The sequence below is a fragment of the Cupriavidus sp. 05N40 genome, from assembly GCF_056397305.1.
The window spans coordinates 22,820-41,933 of the sequence record NZ_JBFTND010000033.1 but is presented as its reverse complement, the minus strand read 5'-3'; the positions used below and the strand labels follow the sequence as shown (position 1 = coordinate 41,933).

Here is a 19,114-nt window from a genome sequence, read left to right as displayed (position 1 = left end):
ACGGGAATGCGGGGCCGGGGCTAGGCCGGCTGGGCCGCGGGCGCCTCGTACGGGCTTTCCGGCATCCAGTACACGCTGCCGCCGCGCTCTTCCACGCGCAGCCTGGACAGCGAAGCGCCCCGACACGGACCGCCCACGCACAACCCGCTATCTGGCGCATAAATCGCGCCATGTGTCGCGCACATCAAGTATAGGCCCGAGGACTCGAAAAACTGGCCTTCTTGCCAGTCGAGCTCCATCGGCACATGGGCGCACTGGTTCAGGTAGCCGTGCACCGCCCCCTCGAAGCGCACCACGAACGCACCCACCTGACGCCCGCCGATCTCGACCACGAAACGCACACCAGCGCCGCCCTCCGCCAGGTCATCGGCGGCGCACAGGCGCCGGCCGTCCGGCGGGCCGGAGACCGCACTCTCGCTCGTCTCAGGCATGCGTCAGCAACCAGTCTTTCAGGTCGGCGATCGACGCCGCGCAGTGCACCGGCGCCATCGCGCGCAAGGCATCGGCGGGATGGGCGCCGTAGCCCACGCCAATGCCGGCGGCGCCCGCGTTGGCAGCCATCTGCAGGTCATGGGTGGTATCGCCGATCATCACCGTACGCTCCATTTCCTGGCCCAGCTCCCGCGTCAGTTCATGCAGCATGGCCGGGTGCGGCTTGGAGAAGGTTTCGTCGGCGCAGCGGGTGCCGTCGAACAGGGGTCCGAGCCCCGTCGCTTCCAGCGCCCGCTGCAGCCCTGCGCGCGTCTTCCCGGTCGCCACGCCGAGGAAGTAATGCTGGGCATGCAGTGCCTCCAGCATCTCACGCGCGCCGTCGAACAGCACCAGTTCCGCGTCGCGGGTGAGGAAATGGAAGCGGTAGCGCTCTGCCAGCTTGGGATAGTCGGCCGGGTCCAGCGTTGGCACGGCATAGGACAGCGCATCCTTGAGGCCTAGCCCGATCACGTGGCTGGCCGCACTGTCATCCGGCACCGGCAGGCCGAGATCGCGGCTCGCCAGTTGTATGCACTTGGCAATGGTCGGGGTGGAATCCATCAAGGTGCCATCCCAGTCGAACACGATCAGGTCGAAACGTTGCCTGGCCATTGATATCCTTGTCGGCGCCTCAGTCGTGGGCGCGCTGGTTACGGGCTTGCTGCAGGAAGGCTTCGCATTCCGGCGGCATGGGAGCAGCGACCGTGACGCTTTCGCCACTGGCCGGATGCGTGAAGGTCAGGCTGTGCGCATGCAAGAACATGCGCTTGAGGCCAGGGTTGGCGCCGCTGCGGGCCAGCGCCTTGTTCAGGCCGTAGTCGCCATATTTCTCGTCGCCGAGGATCGGGAAGCCCGAATGCGCCAGGTGGACGCGGATCTGGTGGGTGCGGCCGGTCTTCAGTTCGGCCTCGAGCAAGGTAAATCCATGCAGCACTTCCAGCCGGTTGAAGACGGTGTGCGAGGGCAAGCCGTCTTCCTGGACCCGCACCCGGCGCTCGCCGTCCGCCGTGGTGTACTTATATAGAGGCAGCTTGACGTGCTGGCGGGCATTCTCGAACTGGCCGGCCACGCAGGCAAAGTATCGCTTGTCCAGTGCGTTGCCGCGGATCTGCTCATGCAGGTTGACCAAGGCAGTGCGCTTCTTCGCCAGCATCAGCAGCCCCGAGGTTTCGCGGTCCAGCCGGTGCACCAGCTCGAGGAACCTGGCCTGCGGCCGCGCGCGGCGCAACTGCTCGATGACGCCGAAGGCCACGCCCGAGCCGCCATGCACGGCCACGCCGGCAGGCTTGTCGATCACCAGCAGGTGATCGTCTTCGAACACCACGGGAAAACTCGCCGCCGGCACGAAACGGGCGTTATCGGACGCTTTCTCCGCCACGCGCATGGGCGGAATGCGTACCACGTCGCCCACCTTCAGGCGGTAGGTGGCGTCGATCCTGCCCTTGTTGACGCGCACTTCCCCCGACCGCAGGATGCGGTACACATGGCTCTTGGGCACCCCTTTCGACAGCTTCAGCAGGAAGTTGTCGATGCGCTGCCCTTCGGCCTCTTCGCCAATTGTTACGTACGCCACCTGGGGCGTGGCCGCGGCGGGCCGCACCTCTTTTTCAATTTGATGGCGTAACTCATTCATTTTCAATATAATTTCCTCGCTGTCCCGGCCAAAGACCGGCAGCGCAAGTCAGGTGTAGGCGATTCGTCGTATTTTACACTTTGGGTTGCCGCCAGCCCTGCCAGCCTCCCGCTTCTTTGCGTACCCCGCGAGCCCGCGGCTGGTGAATGGCAGCAAAAACGCAGCACGCACGGTATCGCCCGCGCAGGAAGTCGCCCAAAGGCAACTTCGGCGCTGACGGCGGTCACGTGGGAAGAGTGTTCAGGTAGAACAGAATTTGATCGCGGATGCCCTGTTGGCATCCGCTCTGGTGAGAGAAGTCCCGCCCGCACCGGGAAACGGTGCCGCCGGCATGCTTCAGACGCCACCTGACTGGTTTATACCGGCGCCCGGTCGCAGAACTCCAAGAAGTAGTAGGTGCGCCCGCCAGGAGATGTCAGGTAGCGAAGCAGCATTGCCGTGACGACAAACTTGCTCTTTGACGCGTCTAGGCCTTCCGCGGCCGGCCGCGATGCGACCGGCGCCTTTTGCGCCCGCATCGCCGCCAATGCCAGTCGGAAACCCGCCGGAAACGCTGCGCAGAGCAGCACACCGGCGTTCTCTCTGACCATGCGGACGGCGCTTCGACGTCGTTACCTCTCTTTCACCCGCGCCCAGCCGGGCCGCGCCTGCCGGCGCGCCGGCGCTTTCGGCAATTCTCGCGCCCTCACTCGCTCCCTCGCGTGCTCCACGGAACGCCGCGGGCACCGCATGCCGGTGCAATCCACGGCATTGGAGTGAGGTAATGCGATGAAACGCATGTTGTTCAACGCGACGCAGCAGGAAGAATTGCGCGTCGCCATTGTCGACGGTCAGAAACTGATCGACATCGACATCGAAGCTGCCGGTCGCGAACAGCGCAAGGGCAATATCTACAAGGGCGTCATCACCCGCATCGAGCCGTCGCTGGAGGCCTGCTTCGTCAACTACGGCGAAGAGCGCCACGGCTTCCTGCCGTTCAAGGAAGTGGCGCGCGCCTTCTTCAAGGAAGGCGTGGACGTGCGCAACGCGCGCATCCAGGACGCGCTGCACGAAGGCCAGGAACTGATCGTCCAGGTCGAAAAGGAAGAGCGCGGCAACAAGGGCGCCGCGCTGACCACCTTTATCTCGCTGGCCGGCCGCTACCTGGTGCTGATGCCCAACAACCCGCGCGGCGGCGGCGTGTCGCGCCGCATCGAGGGCGAGGACCGCCAGGAACTGCGCGAAACCATGGGCCAGCTGACCGTGCCCGATGGCATGAGCATCATCGCCCGCACCGCCGGCATYGGCCGCTCGGCGGAAGAACTGCAGTGGGACCTGAACTACCTGCTGCAACTGTGGAAGGCCATCGACGGCGCCGCCGGCGACAACAAGGCCCCGCTGCTGATCTATCTCGAATCCAGCCTGGTGATCCGCGCCATCCGCGATTACTTCCAGCCGGACATCGGCGAGATCCTGATCGACACCGACGAAATCTACGAGCAGGCGCGCGCCTTCATGAGCGTGGTCATGCCCGACAACATGAACCGCGTGAAGAAGTACCGGGACGACGTCCCCCTCTTCTCGCGTTTCCAGATCGAACACCAGATCGAATCGGCCTACTCGCGCATGGTGATGTTGCCCTCGGGCGGCGCCATCGTGATCGACCACACCGAGGCCCTGGTCTCGGTGGACGTGAACTCGGCCCGCGCCACCAAGGGCGCCGACATCGAGGAAACGGCGCTGCGCACCAACCTCGAAGCCGCCGACGAGATCGCCCGCCAGCTGCGCCTGCGCGACCTGGGCGGCCTGATCGTGATCGACTTCATCGACATGGAAGCCAGCAAGGCCCAGAAGGACGTGGAAACGCGCCTGAAGGACGCCCTGCGCCATGACCGCGCCCGCGTGCAGATGGGCAAGATCAGCCGCTTCGGCCTGATGGAGCTGTCGCGCCAGCGCCTGCGCCCGTCGCTGTCGGAAGGCTCGCACATCACCTGCCCGCGCTGCAACGGCACCGGCCATATCCGCGATACCGAATCCTCCGCCCTGCAGGTCCTGCGCATCATCCAGGAAGAAGGGATGAAGGAAAACACGGCCGCCATCCACTGCCAGGTGCCGGTGGAAGTGGCCGCGTTCCTGCTCAACGAGAAGCGCCAGGACATCAACCTGATCGAGATGCGCTTCAAGGTCAACGTCCTGCTGATCCCGAACAAGCACCTCGAGACCCCGCACTACAAGCTCGAGCGCCTGCGCCACGACGATCCGCGCCTGGAAGACAGCACCGCCAGCTACAAGATGGCCGAGGCTGCCGCCAAGGAACTGGAAGCCGACACCAGCTACAGCAGCCGCAAGAAGGAAGACGCCAAGCCGCGCCAGGAAGCCGCCGTCAAGGGCATCACGCCGGAACAGCCGGCGCCCGTGTCGGTGCCGCGCGCCGAACGCACCCCGCGCCCCGAAGCGCCGGTTGCCCGCCCGGTGCCGGCCACCCAGCCGGTCGCCAGCGGTGGCTTCATCGGCTGGCTCAAGAGCCTGTTCGGCGCCAAGCCGGCGGCACCTGCCATCGAGCCGGCCAAGCCGGCTGAGGCGGAACAGCGCAACGGCGAAAACCGCCGGGAACGCGGCCAGCGCGGCGAACGCGGCGAAGGCCGTGGCCAGCGTACCGAGCGTGGCGAACGCGGTGAACGTGGCGACCGCCAGGGCCGCGGCCAGCGCGGCGAGCGCGCGCCGCAGGAGCGTGGCGAACGTGCTGAACGTGCCGAGCGCGGTGAACGCGTCGAGGCCCGTGGCGAACGTGGCGAGCGCACCGAGCGTGGCGAACGCACGGAACGCGGCGAGCGCGGTGAGCGCAATGGCCGCGCCCCGCGCCAGGCCGCGCTGGAAGCCCAGCCGGCCCGCCAGCCGGAAGGTGCGGCAGCCGAGCGCACCGAGGGCCGCGGGGAAGGCCGCCGCGACCGCAACCAGGAGCGCCGCGAGCGCCAGCGCGAACGCCAGCGCGGCGACGCGCCGCGTGAAGACGAAGCCGGCGAAGGCCTGGCTGCTGAAGCCGCTGGCGTCGCCATCGTGGCCGCAAGCGCGGTTTCCGTGGCTGCACCTGCCGCAGCCGCGCCGGTAGCCCAGCGCGACGAAGCTGACAACGCACGCACGGATCTGCCGGAAGCGCCGGAAGGTGCCGAGAACGGCGAAGGCGAAGAACGCCGTCGCCGCAACCGCCGCGGCCGCAACCGCTATCGCCGCGAACGCGACGATGGCGTGCAGGCCGGCGAAGGCACCGAAGGCGCCGAGGGCGCGGACGGCGAGCAGGCAGTGGAAGCGCGTGAAGTGGCAGCCGATGCCGCCGCGCCCGTTGCCGCAGTCCAGACCGTCGAGGCTGTCGAGACCGTCGAAGCCGTGGTGACCGAGTCGGTCGCCGCCGTGATCGCCGAGCCCGCGGCCAGCGTCCCGGCCTATCAGCCGGCCGAAGCCGCCGTGGCAGCGCCCGCGCCGACGGTACTGCCAGCCGAAACGCTGGCCGCACCGGCAGCCGAGCCCGTCGAGGCAGTCCCGGCAGCGCAAGCCCCGGTGGCAGAGGCCCCGGTAGCACAAGCCCCGGTGACGCAAGCCGTCATCGCCAGCCCCGCCGCCTATGCGCCGGCGCCCGCCCCCGTCGTGGAAGCCGCTGTGCAGGCTCCCGCGCCGGTGGAAGCGCCCGTGGCAGCACCTGCGACCGTGACCCCGGCGGCTCCTGCGCCGGTGGGAAAGGGACGGCGATGCCGTCCCTTTTTTCATATCTGCACGCCGCGTTCGCACCCGTGCGGCCTGGCAGCGACGGTACAGGCACAGGCTCGGCTAGAATGACAGCATGATGGCGCCCCGATAAGGTGCCCGAGGACAGCCCCCGGAACGGGCCCTGCCTGCCCGTCACAGATTCGCCCCCCAACCCCAGGCCATGACCGAATCCGTCATTCCCATCTTCGACCTGCGCGACCACCGCTACCGCTCGATGACGCCCGTCATCCCGGACTTGCTCGCCCCGCCGTCGGGACTGGTTGCCGACAGGCGCGGCAGGCCGCTGCATGACCTGCGCATCTCGGTCACGGACCGCTGCAACTTCCGCTGCGTGTATTGCATGCCCAAGGAGGTGTTCGACAAGGACTACACCTTCCTGCCCCATTCCGAATTGCTCAGCTTCGAGGAAATCGAGCGCGCCGCCCGCCTCTTCGTCGCGCACGGCGTGGAGAAGATCCGCCTGACCGGCGGCGAGCCGCTGCTGCGCAAGAACATCGAGAAGCTGGTGGAAATGCTGGCCCGCATCGAGACGCCCGCGGGCAAGCCGCTCGACCTGACGCTCACCACCAATGCTTCGCTGCTGGCGCGCAAGGCGCGCTCCCTGCGCGATGCGGGCCTGACGCGCGTGAGCGTGAGCCTGGATGCCATCGACGACGACACCTTCCGCCGCATGAACGATGTCGATTTCGCGGTGGCCGACGTGCTGGACGGCATCGAGACCGCCCAGGCGGTGGGCCTGGCGCCGATCAAGGTCAATATGGTGGTCAAGCGCGGCACCAACGATGCCGAGATCGTGCCGATGGCGACGCATTTTCGCGGCAGCGGCATCATCGTGCGCTTCATCGAGTTCATGGACGTGGGCGCCAGCAACCACTGGCAAATGGACGAGGTGCTGCCCTCCGCCGATGTGGTGCAAYGCATCCACGAAGTGTTTGCGCTCGAAGCCATCGCCGCCAACTACAGCGGCGAGACCGCCGAACGCTGGCGCTACCGCGACGGTGCCGGCGAGATCGGCGTGATCTCCAGCGTGACCCACGCCTTCTGCGGCGACTGCAGCCGCATCCGCCTCTCGACCGAAGGCCGCCTCTACCTCTGCCTGTTCGCCACCGAGGGCTACGACCTGCGCGCGCTGCTGCGCGGCCCGCACAGCGACCTGGAAATCGCCAACGCCATCGCGCAGGTCTGGCAGGCCCGCACCGATCGTTACTCCGAACAGCGCAGTGATCCGGCGGTGCGGCAGGCGCGCGCCGAAAGCAAGATAGAGATGTCCTACATCGGCGGCTGAGGGCGCACCTTCGCACTGCGTTCCGCAACCTTTCCGCACCTTTCCGCACCTTCCCGGACCTTCCGTCAACGTGCCGCCCGCGCCGCAACCCAACTTCCACCCGATGATTTCACGCGACGACATTACCGGCCTGATCCTCGCCGGCGGCAGGGGCAGCCGCATGGGCGGGACCGACAAGGGCCTGCAGCCATTCCGGGGCGCCCCCATGGCCATGCATACGCTGATGCGCCTGGCGCCCCAGACCGGCGGCTTGCTGATCAATGCCAACCGCAACCTGGCGGCCTATGAGTCGTTCGGGGTACCCGTGGCGACCGACTCGGTGCCCGATTTCGCCGGGCCGCTGGCCGGCATGCTCGCCGGGCTCGAACAGTGCCAGACCGCCTGGCTGCTCACCGCGCCCTGCGACTCGCCGTTCCTGCCGCCCGACCTGGCCTCGCGCCTGGCGGCCGCGATCGAGGCGGAAGGCGCCGAGATGGCCATCCCCGTCACCGTCGATGCCCAGGGCCGACGGCAAACCCAGCCCGTGTTCTGCCTGATGCCGGTGACGGCACGCGACAGCCTGGTGGCATTCCTCGATGCCGGCGGCCGCAAGATCGAGACCTGGGCCGCGTCCCACCGCCTTGCCGAAGTGCCGTTCGACGACGCCGGCGCCTTTGCCAATATCAATACGCTGGACGAGTTGCGCTCGCTGGAAGCGCGCTGACAAACCAGGCCACTGCCTCTCCGGGACCGCTCCATGCCTTCTCTGCAATCCGTCATTTCCTGCCTGTCCGACTACGATCCCGGCGCCTTGCCGGTGGCGCAGGCCAGCCAGATCATCCGCGAAGTGATCGAACCGGTCCGCGGCACCGAACAGCTCGCCATCCGCACCGCGCTGGGCCGCGTGCTGGCCGAGGACGTCATCTCCACGCTGGACGTGCCGGCGCACGACAACGCCGCCATGGACGGCTACGCCTTCGCCGGCGACGAACTGGCCGGCGGCGGCGAAGTCACCCTGGTGGTCGCCGGCAGCGCCTTCGCCGGCGGTGCGGGTAGCCAGCGCGCAGGGCGTGGCCAGGCGGTGCGCATCATGACGGGCGCGATCATGCCGGCCGGCTGCGACACCGTGATCCCACAGGAGTTCGTGGAGGTACACGGAGAGCAGATCCGCTTCGACGCCGCTTCGGTGCGCGCCGGGGACAACCGCCGCCTGCGCGGCGAGGATCTCGCGCTAGGCCAGGCGGCGCTCGCCGCGGGCCGCATCCTGCGCCCGGCCGACCTGGGCCTGCTCGCATCGCTCGGCGTGGCCGAGATCAAGGTCCGGCGCCGCCTGCGCGTCGCCTTCTTCTCCACCGGCGACGAACTGCGCTCGATCGGCGAGCCGCTCGATCCGGGCTGCGTCTACGACTCCAACCGCTATACGCTGCACGGCATGCTGCGCCGGCTGGACGTGGACCTGGTCGACATGGRCGTGGTGCGCGACGACCCCGAGGCGCTCGAAGCCGCGTTCCGCAGCGCCTGCGAGAATGCCGATGCCGTCATCACCTCGGGCGGCGTGTCGGTCGGGGAAGCCGACTACACCAAGCAGATCATGGCGCAGCTGGGTGACGTCACGTTCTGGAAGATCGCCATGCGCCCGGGGCGGCCCATGGCCTTCGGCCGCATCGTCTCCCATGGCCGCGAAGCGCTGCTGTTCGGGCTGCCGGGCAACCCGGTGGCGGTGATGGTGACCTTCTATCACTTCGTGCGGGCCGCCTTGCACCGGCAGATGGGTGCCAATGTGCCGCCGCTGCCGCTGATGCGCGTGCGCAGCGTGCAGCCGATCCGCAAGAAGCCGGGCCGCACCGAATACCAGCGCGGCATCCTGACGCAGGCGGAGGACGGACGCTGGCAGGTAGGCGTGACCGGCCAGCAGGGATCGGGCGTGTTGCGCTCGATGAGCGAGGCCAACTGCTTTATCGTCCTCGGGCACGATCAAGGGCGGGTGGAGGCCGGCGACGAAGTCGAGGTGATGCTGTTCGACGGGCTGATGTAGGCTGCGCCACGGTGTCGTTTTTGTGCCGCAGTTTTTTGACCTTTAGCCGACGTTTAGCCGCCAGATCGGCCGTTTTCCGTACCCTGCGGGTGGCGGACTATGCGCCGCTGCACCCATTCGATACACTTGCGCAACATTACTCTGCCTATGCCCCAAGCTGTCATGAATCAGGAGATTGCGTACCTCCACCCGGTCAAAACCGCCCGCGCGCTGGTGCTCGTGTACCTGTGCTTTTCGGTACCGATCGTCTCGCTGGGACTGTTCGTGGCCTTTATCCGCTACGGTGACCTCCCGGGCATCACGGTGTTCACGGCACTGATCCTCAATGCGCTGATCGGCTTCGGCCTGTTGTGGCTGGCCTGCAAGGCCTACAACTGGGTCGCGGCGCGCTTCGGTGGCATCGAGGTCACGATCCGCGACCTGCCCTGAAGCCCCGGCCGCCCGGCCAGCCTCAAAAAAGAAAAGCGCATCGGTTCGATGCGCTTTTTTCGTCATGGACACCCTCGCCCCGGGGCTCCCTCGCCAGGGGCTTGCTTCAGCCGCCCTCGCCTTCGCCTTCCTCGCCCTGCGCCTGCTCCACGGCACCCAGGCCCAGCAGTTCCTGCGCAGCCTCGCCGGGCATCGCCTCCACCGCGCGCAGCTTGCGCTCCATCTGCCGCGTGCGTACTTCGGCCAGCTCGATATTGCGCGCCGCCCGTTCCAGCGTGTCGCGGGTCTTGGACAGCACCACGCCGAACTTGCCGAACTCGGTCTTGACCGCGCCCAGCACGCTCCATACCTCGCTCGAGCGCCGCTCCAGCGCCAGCGTGCGGAATCCCATCTGCAGGCTGTTGAGCAAGGCCATCAGCGTGGTCGGCCCGGCCACGGTGATGCGATGGTCCCGCTGCAGCAGGTCGACCAGGCCGGGCCGGCGCAACACCTCGGCGTACAGGCCTTCGGTCGGCAGGAACAGGATGGCGAAATCGGTGGTGGCCGGCGGCGAGACGTATTTTTCCGAGATGGTCTGCGCCTCGCGCCGGATCGCCACTTCCAGTTCGCGCCCGAAGGTGGCCACGCCATCCACATCGCCCCGCTCCTGCGCATCGAGCAGCCGCTCGTACTGCTCCTTCGGGAACTTGGCATCGATCGGCAGCCAGACTTCCCCGCCCGACGGATCCTTGCCCGGCAGGCGGATGGCGAACTCCACCCGCGCGCCAGAATTGCGCACGGTCTCGACGTTCTTGGCGTATTGCTCGGTGGTCAGCACCTGTTCGAGCAGCATTTCCAGTTGCACCTCGCCCCATGTGCCGCGCGACTTCACATTGGTCAGCACCCGCTTGAGGTCGCCCACGCCCTGCGCCAGCGCCTGCATCTCGCCCAGCCCGCGGTGCACCTGCTCGAGCCGCTCCGACACCAGCTTGAACGATTCGCCGAGACGCTGCTCCAGCGTGGCGTGCAGCTTCTCGTCGACGGTGCGGCGCATCTCCTCGAGCTTGGTGGCGTTGTTGGCCTCGATCTCCTTGAGCTTCTGCTCGAGCGTGGCACGCACCTCGCCCAGGCGGCGCTCGTTGCCTTCGGAGATCTGCCCGAGCTGCTGCTGCAGCACGTCGCCGAAACGGCGCAGCGCCAGGCCTTGCTCCTCGCGCGCGTGCTGGCCCTGCTGCAGCAGGTTTTGCCTGACCTGGTCGAGCTGCTGGGCATTGGACTCGGTCAGCTTGGCAAGCTGCTGCGCGAACATGTCGATCTGGTTGTTCTGCAGCGTGGCGATGCTGGTCAGCTGCGACGACAGCGTCTGCTGGAAGCGCATCATCTGCTGGCCGGCTTCTCCCCGGCCGACGCTCGCGCTCTGCGCAATCTCGGTGCGCAACTCGCGCTCCAGCCGCTCGGTGCCACGCGCGCCTTCGGCACGCAGCTCGGCGAGCAGGCGCAGCAGTTCCGGGCTGGCGTCAGCCGGCGCGCCGCGCTGGCGCAGCAGCAAGACCACCAGCAACAGCACCGCGGCGGCGGCCAGCGCGAGCGTCAAAAGAGAAATCAGGTTCATGTATGTCGGGAGTGATCGAAGGCGCCGTGGCAACCAGGATGCATCAGCGGCGGCGTRCCATCACTTCGGGATTGATCACCGAAGGCGGATGGCCCGCCTGCGGGCCTGCGTCCAGCGCGGCGATCAGGTTGTCGGCGGCTAGATCGGCCATGGCGCGCCGGGTCTTTTCGGAGGCGCTGGCGATGTGCGGGGTCAGCACGACATTGGGCACCGCCAGCAAGCCGGGATGGACGCTCGGCTCGCCCTCGAACACATCGAGCCCGGCGGCGAAGATACGGCGCTCGCGCAGCGCCTCGGCCAGCGCGGCGTCGTCCACGACACCGCCGCGCGCAAGGTTGACCAGCGTGGCCGACGGCTTCATCTGCGCCAGCTCGGCGGCGCCGATGCTGTGATGGCTCTGCGCGCCATAGGGCAGCACCAGCAGCAGGTGATCGGATTGCGCCAGCAGTTCGGCCTTGCTGACATAGCGCGCATTGAGCGCGCGCTCGGTTTCCTCGGGCAGGCGGCTGCGGTTGTGATAGATCACGGGCATGCCGAAGCCTGCCCCGCGCCGCGCCAGCGCCTGCCCGATGCGGCCCATGCCGAGGATGCCGAGCGTGCTGCCGTGCAGGTCCACGCCGAGGAACATGTCGAAGCTCCAGCGCTGCCAATTGCCCGCGCGCAGCCAGTGCTCGGACTCGGTCACGCGGCGCGCGGTGGCCATCAGCAGGGCCCAGCCGAAGTCGGCCGTGGTTTCCGTCAGCACGTCGGGCGTGTTGGTCGCCACGATGCCGGCCGCGCTCAGCGCGGGCACGTCGAGGTTGTTGTAGCCCACCGCCATGTTGCAGACCGCGCGCAAGGCCGGCAGGCCTGTCAGCAGCTCGCCGTCGATGCGATCCGCGGCATTGGCCAGCACGCCGGCCTTGCCCGCCAGGCGCGCCTTCAGCGCGGCGGCGTCGAGCGCCTCGTCCTGCTGGTTGCTGTCGACATCGAAATATTGCGCGAGCCGGTCGATCACTTCGGGAAAGATGGCGCGGGTCACGAGGACGGAGGGCTTGCTCATGGTTGCGTGCTCACACGTGGAAAAAGATAAAAGTCATCATCAGGAACAGCGGCACCAGCACGCACGCCGACCACAACATATAGCCGAAGAAGCTGGGCATGCGCACGCCGCGGCTCTCGGCAATCGCCTTGACCATCAGGTTGGGCGCGTTGCCGATATAGGTATTGGCGCCCATGAACACGGCGCCGGCCGAGATCGCCGCCAGCGTCGACGCATCCCGCGTCATCAGCGTCACGGGGTCGCCGCCGGCGGTGTTGAAGAACACCAGGTAGGTCGGCGCGTTGTCGAGGAACGAGGACAGGATGCCGGTGGCCCAGAAGTACATGCTGTCGAYGGGCCGGCCGCCCGCATCGCTGACCAGGCGGATCACGCCGGCAAAGGCGCCATCGGTGCCGGCCTTGAGCATGGCGATCACCGGGATGATGGTGAGGAAGATGCCGGCGAACAGCTTGCCCACTTCCAGGATCGGCTCCCAGGTGAACTCGTTGCCGCTGCGCGCCGTGGCCGGCGTGATCCACAACGACAGCAGCGCTACCGCCACCAGCAGGACATCGCGCGTGGCCATCTGCAGGCCGACCACCGTGCCCATCACGTCGAACTCGATGCCGGGCTTCCACAGCCCGCTCATCAGCACCAGGGCAACCACCGCCAGCAGCAGGATGAAATTGCGCTTGCCTTCGATGCGGATGCCTGCCGAATCGGGCGTGGGATCGGCGGCCGCCGGCAGCTCTTCCTCACGGCGCAGATAGTAGTGCCGGTCGACGAAATAGAAGATCACCAGCAGCGCGCTGCAGATGAACAAGGTCTCGGGCAGGATATTGCGCAGCGTCCAGAAGAAATCCACGCCCTTGAGGAAACCGAGGAACAGCGGCGGATCGCCCAGCGGCGTCAGCGCGCCACCGGCATTGGCAGCCAGGAAGATGAAGAACACCACCACATGCGCCACATGGCGCCGGTTATCGTTGGCGCGCAGCAGCGGCCGGATCAGCAGCATGGCCGCGCCCGTGGTGCCCATCAGGCTGGCCAGCACCGTGCCGAGCGCGAGCAGCCCGGTATTCAGCCGCGGCGTGCCGTGCAGATTGCCACGCACGCAGATGCCGCCGGCCACGACGTACAGCGCGGCGATCAGCGCGATGAACGGGATGTACTCGGAGAGCAGCGCATGCACGGCGCCTGCGGCCGCGGCATGCCCGCCAAAGGCCTGCGCGAACGGGACCAGGAACACCAGCGCCCAGGCCGCGACGATCTTGCCGTAGTGGTGATGCCAGAAACGTGGCGCGATCAGCGGCAACAGCGCGATCGAGAGCAGCGTGCCGGCAAACGGCAAGGCCCACAGCGGCGACAGCGTGGCGCCGTCGAGCTCCGCGGCACGGGCCAGTCCGGGCGTCGATGCAAGCAACGGTAAAAGCAATGCGAGGGCACGACGCATCGGCCGGGATCTCCTTGTTCTGGATTGCGGCACCCGCGCCGGGCGGCGGCAGGCGGAGACCGCGCGCGCGCCGGTCTGCTCAGCGCAGGTCAGCTCAGGACAGGACAGGACAGGCGCGACGGGCCACCGGCGTGCTGCCAAGCCCTCAAGTGTAAAGCAATCGCGCGGGCATTCCGGCCACGCGGCGAAGCATGTCGATGCGCGGGATTCAGTCCCGCTCGACCAGGATCACGTGCACGCGATACGGTCCGTGCGCGCCGAGCACGATGGTCTGCTCGATGTCGCCGGTGCGCGAGGGACCGCTGATGATATTGGTCGCGCGCGGCAGCTCGCCGCGCTCCCTGCGCATCAGCGCGAAAGCATCTTCCATCCCGTCGACGATGCGCGAAACCGGCACCACCGCGATATGCGTCTCCGGCAGCAGCGCGGCCGAGGCGAAGGTCTGCGGGCCGGACAGCAGCATCAGCGAACCGGTCTCGGCAATGGCGCAGAAGCAGCCCGTGATGCCGACCATGTCGCCATGGTCGTGGTCGGCCTGCGCGTCGCGCACCGGTGGCCGGCACTCCACCGTCAGGCCCTGCGCCTGCCAGTCGAGCACGCCGAAGCTGTCCCAGGCAACGGCCCTGCGCACCAGGCCCAGGCTGTCCAGGTAACGCGCGGCGGCGGCCGGCACGTCTGCCATGGTCGCCACGCGCTCCACCGTGGAAGCCAGCTTCACTGCCTGCTCCTGGAAGGTGGCGACCCGGTCCGCCGGTGCCGGCGGGCGCGGGCCGGCGGGATGGCGCGCAAGGTAGTCGGCCACAGCGGCGCGTTCGCCGTTGCTGACGCCGGCGGCGCGGCCCYGGGCCCCGCGGATGCGGGCAAAGATGCGGTCGCGGGCGGAAGTGGTGTTCATGGCATGGGTTCCGAAAAAGGGTACTGGGATAGCTGGCGGGATCTTGGTGCGCGTCGCTTCAGGCCGGTGCCTGGATGCCGAACACCTGCCGCAGGTACGTCATGTATGCCGGGTCGTCGCACATGGTCTTCTCGGGCGTGTCCGACAGCTTGGCCACCGGCTGCCCGTTGCAGCGGGTCATCTTGATGACGATCTGCAGCGGCGTGTAGCCGAGGTCGTTGGTCAGGTTGGTGCCCACGCCGAACGCCAGGCGGCAGCGTCCGCCGAAGCGCTCGTACAGCTCGATCACACGCGGGATGTCGAGGCTGTCGCTGAAGATCAGCGTCTTGCCCTGCGGGTCGACGCGGCCCGCCGCGTAGTGGGCCAGCATGCGCTCGCCCCAGGCGAAGGGATCGCCCGAATCGTGGCGCACGCCGTCGAACAGCTTGCAGAAATAAAGGTCGAAATCGCGCAGGAAGGCATCGAATCCGTAGGTGTCGGACAGGGCGATGCCGAGATCCCCGCGGTATTCCTTGGCCCATACCTCGAGCGCGAACACCTGCGAATCGCGCAGCCGCGGGCCCAGCGCCTGGCAGGCCTGCAGGTATTCGTGCGCCATGGTGCCGAGCGGGATCAGGTTATGCAGCCGCGCGAAATGCACGTTGCTGGTGCCGGCCAGCTGGGGCCCAAGCACGCGGCGCATGGTCTGCAACACTTCTTCCTGCCAGTCGCGCGAGAAGCGGCGCCGCGAGCCGTAGTCGGCGATCACGCAATCGGCGTGGCCGGGCATCTTCAGCAGGGCCAGCTTGTCCTCGAGGCGGCGGCGCCCTTCGCTCCAGTCCGGCTTCGGCTGGGTATTGCGGAAGTAGACTTCGTTGACGATGGCCAGCAGCGGCACTTCGAACAGGATGGTGTGCAGCCACGGCCCGCGGATGGTGATCTCGATCTCGCCGCTGCCCGGCGCGACAGGCGCGACCGTGACGTATTTCTCGTTGAGGTGGAACAGGCCGAGGAAATCGACGAAGTCGCTCTTGATGAAGCGCAGGCCGCGCAGGTAGTCCAGCTCCTCCTGCGTGAAGCGCACCTGGCAGAGCTGGGTGATCTCGTCGCGGATCTCGTCGACATAGGGCGTCAGGTCGACGCCCGCGTTGCGGCACTTGAAGCGGTACTCGACCTGCGCCGCCGGGAAATGATGCAGCACGACCTGCATCATGGTGAACTTGTACAGGTCGGTGTCGAGCAGGGAGGCAATGATCATGTCGGGCCAGACGGCAAAGCCGAGTCAGTGCGACATGCTAACCGAAAGTGCGGCTGGCGGCCCGGGATTGCGATCCGGGATTGCGACCCGGCCGGCGACCGTCCGTGGCGCCTGTCTCACGCACCATCGAGGAAGCGGTCGGGCTGGCGGCCGCGGGCGCTGCCACGCAAGCACCATAGCTGCTCGCCCTTGTAGCCGGGGCAGACCACCAGCATGGCCTGCGCGCGCGGCACGGCGTCCGGCAGCGGTTCGGCGAAGGCGGCGGAGCGGACCGTGATGCGCTCCCAGTAGACCCGCGTAGCCGCGCGGCGGAACACCAGCACCTGCACCGGCGCGCCGCGCGCCGGTTGCAGGCCTGCGTCGCAGGGCATGAAGCCGGCCTGGCCGCAGTTGGCCATGGCCTCGCCGGCCGGCTCGACCACCACGCCGAAGTCGTCCCACTCGAAGCGCGTCAGTGCCTCCAGGGGTACCGGCCGGTCGGTCTCCATGCGCCATGCCATCAGGCGCGCCACCACGCTCTCGGGCGGCAGCCCGGCCTGCGCGAGCGTCTGCGCATGGGCAAGGGGCGCGGCCACCGCAAGCAGCAGCGCCAGCCGGGCAAGCAGACCAGCCGCAGGGAAACGCCGGGCGCCGCTGGCTGGCGGCTTGCAGACGGGTACAGGCATGGCGCTCTCCTCGGGTGGACGCGCGGCAGCACCGCGCGGGCAGGCTCAGGCAGCATACAACGGCGCCGCGCCATGGGCCAGCGAAGCACATTCGCGCCAGGCCGCGGCACTGCGTTGGATCAAATGCGCATAAAGAAATAAGAAAACTATCTGATCCGGCTATATAGGAGGATTACCCTAGGTTTGTGGCTCGGCTACAATATCGGTCTTTGAAAGGCCACGGCCTGCGCTCGCGTCGCGTACGGTGAATGGATGGTGACCCCAAGGGAATTCCCATCCCGCCCGCATGGCGGCGTGACCCGCAACGCACAACAAGCCTGTTCCCCCATCGAAGCCGATCCCGTTTTTCTGGAACCGAAATGACTCACGTTGTCACCGAATCCTGCATCCGCTGCAAATACACCGACTGCGTCGATGTGTGTCCGGTTGATTGCTTCCGCGAAGGTCCGAACTTTCTCACCATTGACCCGGACGAGTGCATCGATTGCGCGGTGTGCGTGGCGGAATGCCCGGTGAATGCGATCTATGCAGAAGAAGACGTGCCTGGCGACCAGCAGCCGTACATCGACCTGAACGCCGAACTCGCGCGCAACTGGCCGTCCATCACCAAGACCAAGTCGCCGCTGGCGGACGCGGACCAATGGAAGGACGTGAGCGAGAAGCTGCAATACCTCGAGCGCTGATCGACACGCCGGCCAGGGCACAAGACCAAAAGCAGGCCAGAAAGCCGTCCCCACACGCGAGCTTTCCCGTAATGCCGGGCACGCCCGTGCCCACAACGTATCAGGACGAATATGGACTTGAGCATCCCTAACCCCGTCGCCGACGCCGGCCACAACGTCGCCGCCGGCAACGCCGCTGGCGGCCAGCCGCTGGAAATCGACGCGCTGATCGTCGGCGCGGGACCGGTCGGACTCTTCCAGGTCTTCGAACTGGGCCTGCTTGAAATCAAGGCGCACGTGATCGACTCGCTGAAAGTCGTGGGCGGCCAGTGCGTCGAACTCTATCCGGACAAGCYGATCTACGACATCCCGGCGGTGCCCATCTGCACCGGCCAGGAGCTGACCGACAACCTGCTCAAGCAGATCGAGCCGTTCGAGCCGACCTTCCACCTGGGGCAGGAAGTTGCCGTGGTGGAGCGCCGTGAAGACGGCCGCTTCTTCGTCGAGACCTCGCTCGGAACGCGCCTCATCACCAAGACGATCTTTATCGCCGCCGGCGTGGGCTCGTTCCAGCCGCGCACGGTAAAGGTCGAAGGCATCGACAAGTTCGACGGCAAGCAGCTGTTCTACCGTGTCAAGGATCCGAGCCGCTTCCACGGCCGCAACCTCGTCATCGTCGGCGGCGGCGACTCCGCCCTTGACTGGGCGCTGGACCTGGTCGGCAAGGCCGAGTCGGTGGTGATGATCCATCGCCGCGACGGCTTCCGCGCCGCGCCGGCATCGGTCGCCAAGATGAAGGAACTGTGCGAGCAGATGGAGATGCAGTTCCTGGTCGGCCAGATCGGCGGCTACGAAGAAAAGGACGGCCTGCTCACGGGAATCAAGGTGACCGGTGCCGATGGCGTGACCCGCCGCCTGCCGCTCGATGACCTGCTGGTGTTCTTCGGCCTCTCGCCCAAGCTCGGTCCCATCGCAGAGTGGGGCCTGGACCTGGAGCGCAAGCAGATCAAGGTGGACACGGAGAAGTTCGAGACCAATATCCCCGGCATCTTCGCGGTGGGCGATATCAACACCTACCCCGGCAAGAAGAAGCTGATCCTCTCGGGCTTCCACGAAGCCGCGCTGGCCGCCTTCGGTGCCGCGCCGTATATCTTCCCCGCGAAGAAGATCCACATGCAGTACACCACGACCTCGCCGAARCTGCACAAGATCCTCGGCGTCGATTCGCCGGTGTTCGACTGAGCCAGGGGCGCCCTGCTCGCCGGCCCCGTCCGGCAATCGGGCGCAACATAAAAAAACCGTCCTCCGGGGCGGTTTTTTTATGGCAAAAAATAAAAAGCTCTCCTATAATCTGGCCCTCGCCACCGGACACCGGCAGCGCAGGCCAGATCATCGGCCAGGCGCGTGGGTCGTTCAGGCGGAACCAGAAGTTTCGCAGCACCGGCAGCAAAAGCAGCAAAAAGTTGTCGCCAGGGTGTTGACGAATAAAAGAGAAACTGGTTATAATCCTTTTCTCAGCTGTTCCCTGATAGCTCAGTTGGTAGAGCGACGGACTGTTAATCCGCAGGTCGCTGGTTCGAGCCCAGCTCGGGGAGCCAAAGAACGTGAAAGGCCCGCAAGAAATTGCGGGCCTTTTTCACATGGCGCTTCGCTTTCCAAGCTCTCCTGGCGCATTGCTACGCCGAAGCACTCCGCGCGGGCTGCCCATACAGCCCACATTCCAGATCGCTCTCCAGTTCCTCTATCCACTCCAGCCCGGGGGCTGCCTCATAGGCGCTTTGCGCACTGTTGGAGAGCCGCCTCACGCTGAGCCGGCGCGGATCGCCGGCGACGACCGGTTCCTGCTGGATCTCGAAATCGTTGGGCACGAAGCCCAGCCGCTCGCACAAGACCTGGACCTCGTGCTGTTCATCGGCGGGCAAGTGGGGATATAGCTGCTCGGCCATCGCACTCTCCTTTCGAGTCAATGCGGCGCCGCGCGGCACGCAAGCCGCGCGATGCCCTCGCCCTGCCGCTCAGG

The 19,114-nt window shown here is 67.0% G+C and carries 18 protein-coding genes and 1 tRNA gene; 8 read left to right on the top strand and 11 right to left on the bottom strand.

From position 1 onward, the window contains the following. Positions 1 to 20: 20 nt before the first annotated feature. The 4 genes from AC1DO7_RS10135 to AC1DO7_RS10120 form a co-directional block, all read right to left on the bottom strand. A complete protein-coding gene (locus AC1DO7_RS10135; protein ID WP_441619382.1) occupies positions 21 to 431 on the bottom strand; it encodes a Rieske (2Fe-2S) protein in 411 nt (136 codons plus the stop codon). Then, positions 424 to 1,083: an HAD-IA family hydrolase gene (locus AC1DO7_RS10130; protein ID WP_441619380.1), complete on the bottom strand. Its 660-nt coding sequence runs from the start codon at positions 1,081 to 1,083 to the stop codon at positions 424 to 426. The genes AC1DO7_RS10135 and AC1DO7_RS10130 overlap by 8 nt, the downstream gene beginning before the upstream one ends. A 19-nt stretch (positions 1,084 to 1,102) precedes the next feature. After that, entirely contained in the window at positions 1,103 to 2,104 is a 1,002-nt protein-coding gene (locus AC1DO7_RS10125) for an RluA family pseudouridine synthase (protein WP_441619378.1), read from the bottom strand. Between the two features lie 356 nt (positions 2,105 to 2,460). Continuing rightward, the gene (locus AC1DO7_RS10120) at positions 2,461 to 2,694 is read right to left on the bottom strand and encodes a hypothetical protein (protein WP_441619376.1); all 234 of its coding nucleotides are present in this window, start codon (positions 2,692 to 2,694) and stop codon (positions 2,461 to 2,463) included. Between the two features lie 178 nt (positions 2,695 to 2,872). On the opposite strand from AC1DO7_RS10120, the gene AC1DO7_RS10115 reads away from it, so the two are divergent. The 5 genes from AC1DO7_RS10115 (at position 2,873) to AC1DO7_RS10095 (ending at position 9,573) form a co-directional block, all read left to right on the top strand. Continuing rightward, a complete protein-coding gene (locus AC1DO7_RS10115) occupies positions 2,873 to 5,914 on the top strand; it encodes an Rne/Rng family ribonuclease (protein WP_477116064.1) in 3,042 nt (1,013 codons plus the stop codon). 91 nt (positions 5,915 to 6,005) lie between these two features. Continuing rightward, on the top strand, positions 6,006 to 7,130 hold the full coding sequence (moaA, locus tag AC1DO7_RS10110) for a GTP 3',8-cyclase MoaA (protein WP_477116063.1): 1,125 nt from the start codon (positions 6,006 to 6,008) through the stop codon (positions 7,128 to 7,130). A gap of 103 nt (positions 7,131 to 7,233) precedes the next feature. Then, the gene (gene mobA / locus AC1DO7_RS10105) at positions 7,234 to 7,833 is read left to right on the top strand and encodes a molybdenum cofactor guanylyltransferase MobA (RefSeq protein WP_441619370.1); all 600 of its coding nucleotides are present in this window, start codon (positions 7,234 to 7,236) and stop codon (positions 7,831 to 7,833) included. A 33-nt stretch (positions 7,834 to 7,866) separates the two neighbouring features. Continuing rightward, positions 7,867 to 9,144 carry a molybdopterin molybdotransferase MoeA gene (gene moeA, locus AC1DO7_RS10100; protein WP_477116062.1) on the top strand — a complete coding sequence of 426 codons (1,278 nt, stop codon included), beginning with the start codon at positions 7,867 to 7,869 and terminating at the stop codon, positions 9,142 to 9,144. A 162-nt stretch (positions 9,145 to 9,306) separates the two neighbouring features. After that, the gene (locus tag AC1DO7_RS10095; protein WP_043347933.1) at positions 9,307 to 9,573 is read left to right on the top strand and encodes a hypothetical protein; all 267 of its coding nucleotides are present in this window, start codon (positions 9,307 to 9,309) and stop codon (positions 9,571 to 9,573) included. A gap of 106 nt (positions 9,574 to 9,679) precedes the next feature. Here AC1DO7_RS10095 and AC1DO7_RS10090 read toward each other — a convergent pair whose 3' ends face one another. The 6 genes from AC1DO7_RS10090 to AC1DO7_RS10065 all read right to left on the bottom strand — a co-directional run bounded on the left by AC1DO7_RS10090 (position 9,680) and on the right by AC1DO7_RS10065 (position 16,432). Next, positions 9,680 to 11,164, bottom strand: a complete 1,485-nt coding sequence (locus tag AC1DO7_RS10090) for a DNA recombination protein RmuC (protein ID WP_441619366.1) — start codon at positions 11,162 to 11,164, stop codon at positions 9,680 to 9,682. Between the two features lie 43 nt (positions 11,165 to 11,207). Next, positions 11,208 to 12,206: a 2-hydroxyacid dehydrogenase gene (locus AC1DO7_RS10085; protein ID WP_477116061.1), complete on the bottom strand. Its 999-nt coding sequence runs from the start codon at positions 12,204 to 12,206 to the stop codon at positions 11,208 to 11,210. 10 nt (positions 12,207 to 12,216) lie between these two features. After that, complete coding sequence (locus tag AC1DO7_RS10080; RefSeq protein WP_477116060.1) at positions 12,217 to 13,635, bottom strand: sodium:proton antiporter; 1,419 nt, start codon at positions 13,633 to 13,635, stop codon at positions 12,217 to 12,219. A 208-nt stretch (positions 13,636 to 13,843) separates the two neighbouring features. After that, positions 13,844 to 14,530, bottom strand: a complete 687-nt coding sequence (locus tag AC1DO7_RS10075; protein ID WP_477116059.1) for a LutC/YkgG family protein — start codon at positions 14,528 to 14,530, stop codon at positions 13,844 to 13,846. Positions 14,531 to 14,588: 58 nt separating this feature from the next. Next, positions 14,589 to 15,767: a nicotinate phosphoribosyltransferase gene (gene pncB, locus AC1DO7_RS10070; protein ID WP_441619358.1), complete on the bottom strand. Its 1,179-nt coding sequence runs from the start codon at positions 15,765 to 15,767 to the stop codon at positions 14,589 to 14,591. Positions 15,768 to 15,883: 116 nt separating this feature from the next. Further along, positions 15,884 to 16,432 carry a hypothetical protein gene (locus AC1DO7_RS10065; RefSeq protein WP_441619356.1) on the bottom strand — a complete coding sequence of 183 codons (549 nt, stop codon included), beginning with the start codon at positions 16,430 to 16,432 and terminating at the stop codon, positions 15,884 to 15,886. A gap of 359 nt (positions 16,433 to 16,791) precedes the next feature. Between AC1DO7_RS10065 and fdxA the strand changes: the two genes are divergently transcribed. The 3 genes from fdxA to AC1DO7_RS10050 all read left to right on the top strand — a co-directional run bounded on the left by fdxA (position 16,792) and on the right by AC1DO7_RS10050 (position 18,692). Beyond that, positions 16,792 to 17,115, top strand: a complete 324-nt coding sequence (gene fdxA, locus AC1DO7_RS10060; RefSeq protein ID WP_441619354.1) for a ferredoxin FdxA — start codon at positions 16,792 to 16,794, stop codon at positions 17,113 to 17,115. Between the two features lie 111 nt (positions 17,116 to 17,226). Further along, positions 17,227 to 18,336 (top strand): NAD(P)/FAD-dependent oxidoreductase, encoded by a 1,110-nt coding sequence (locus tag AC1DO7_RS10055; RefSeq protein WP_477116058.1) that lies wholly within the window; start codon positions 17,227 to 17,229, stop codon positions 18,334 to 18,336. A 280-nt stretch (positions 18,337 to 18,616) separates the two neighbouring features. Next, a tRNA-Asn gene (locus tag AC1DO7_RS10050) sits at positions 18,617 to 18,692 on the top strand. Between the two features lie 78 nt (positions 18,693 to 18,770). On the opposite strand, the gene AC1DO7_RS10045 is transcribed toward AC1DO7_RS10050, so the two are convergent. Further along, positions 18,771 to 19,040, bottom strand: a complete 270-nt coding sequence (locus AC1DO7_RS10045; RefSeq protein ID WP_441619350.1) for a hypothetical protein — start codon at positions 19,038 to 19,040, stop codon at positions 18,771 to 18,773. Positions 19,041 to 19,114: the final 74 nt, after the last annotated feature.

Coding starts and splice junctions, on each gene's coding strand:
- AC1DO7_RS10135 (WP_441619382.1), bottom strand. CDS start 431: ATGCCTGAGACGAGCGAGAGTGCGGTCTCCGGCCCGCCGGACGGCCGG.
- AC1DO7_RS10130 (WP_441619380.1), bottom strand. CDS start 1,083: ATGGCCAGGCAACGTTTCGACCTGATCGTGTTCGACTGGGATGGCACC.
- AC1DO7_RS10125 (WP_441619378.1), bottom strand. CDS start 2,104: ATGAATGAGTTACGCCATCAAATTGAAAAAGAGGTGCGGCCCGCCGCG.
- AC1DO7_RS10120 (WP_441619376.1), bottom strand. CDS start 2,694: ATGGTCAGAGAGAACGCCGGTGTGCTGCTCTGCGCAGCGTTTCCGGCG.
- mobA (WP_441619370.1), top strand. CDS start 7,234: ATGATTTCACGCGACGACATTACCGGCCTGATCCTCGCCGGCGGCAGG.
- AC1DO7_RS10095 (WP_043347933.1), top strand. CDS start 9,307: ATGAATCAGGAGATTGCGTACCTCCACCCGGTCAAAACCGCCCGCGCG.
- AC1DO7_RS10090 (WP_441619366.1), bottom strand. CDS start 11,164: ATGAACCTGATTTCTCTTTTGACGCTCGCGCTGGCCGCCGCCGCGGTG.
- pncB (WP_441619358.1), bottom strand. CDS start 15,767: ATGATCATTGCCTCCCTGCTCGACACCGACCTGTACAAGTTCACCATG.
- AC1DO7_RS10065 (WP_441619356.1), bottom strand. CDS start 16,432: ATGCCTGTACCCGTCTGCAAGCCGCCAGCCAGCGGCGCCCGGCGTTTC.
- fdxA (WP_441619354.1), top strand. CDS start 16,792: ATGACTCACGTTGTCACCGAATCCTGCATCCGCTGCAAATACACCGAC.
- AC1DO7_RS10045 (WP_441619350.1), bottom strand. CDS start 19,040: ATGGCCGAGCAGCTATATCCCCACTTGCCCGCCGATGAACAGCACGAG.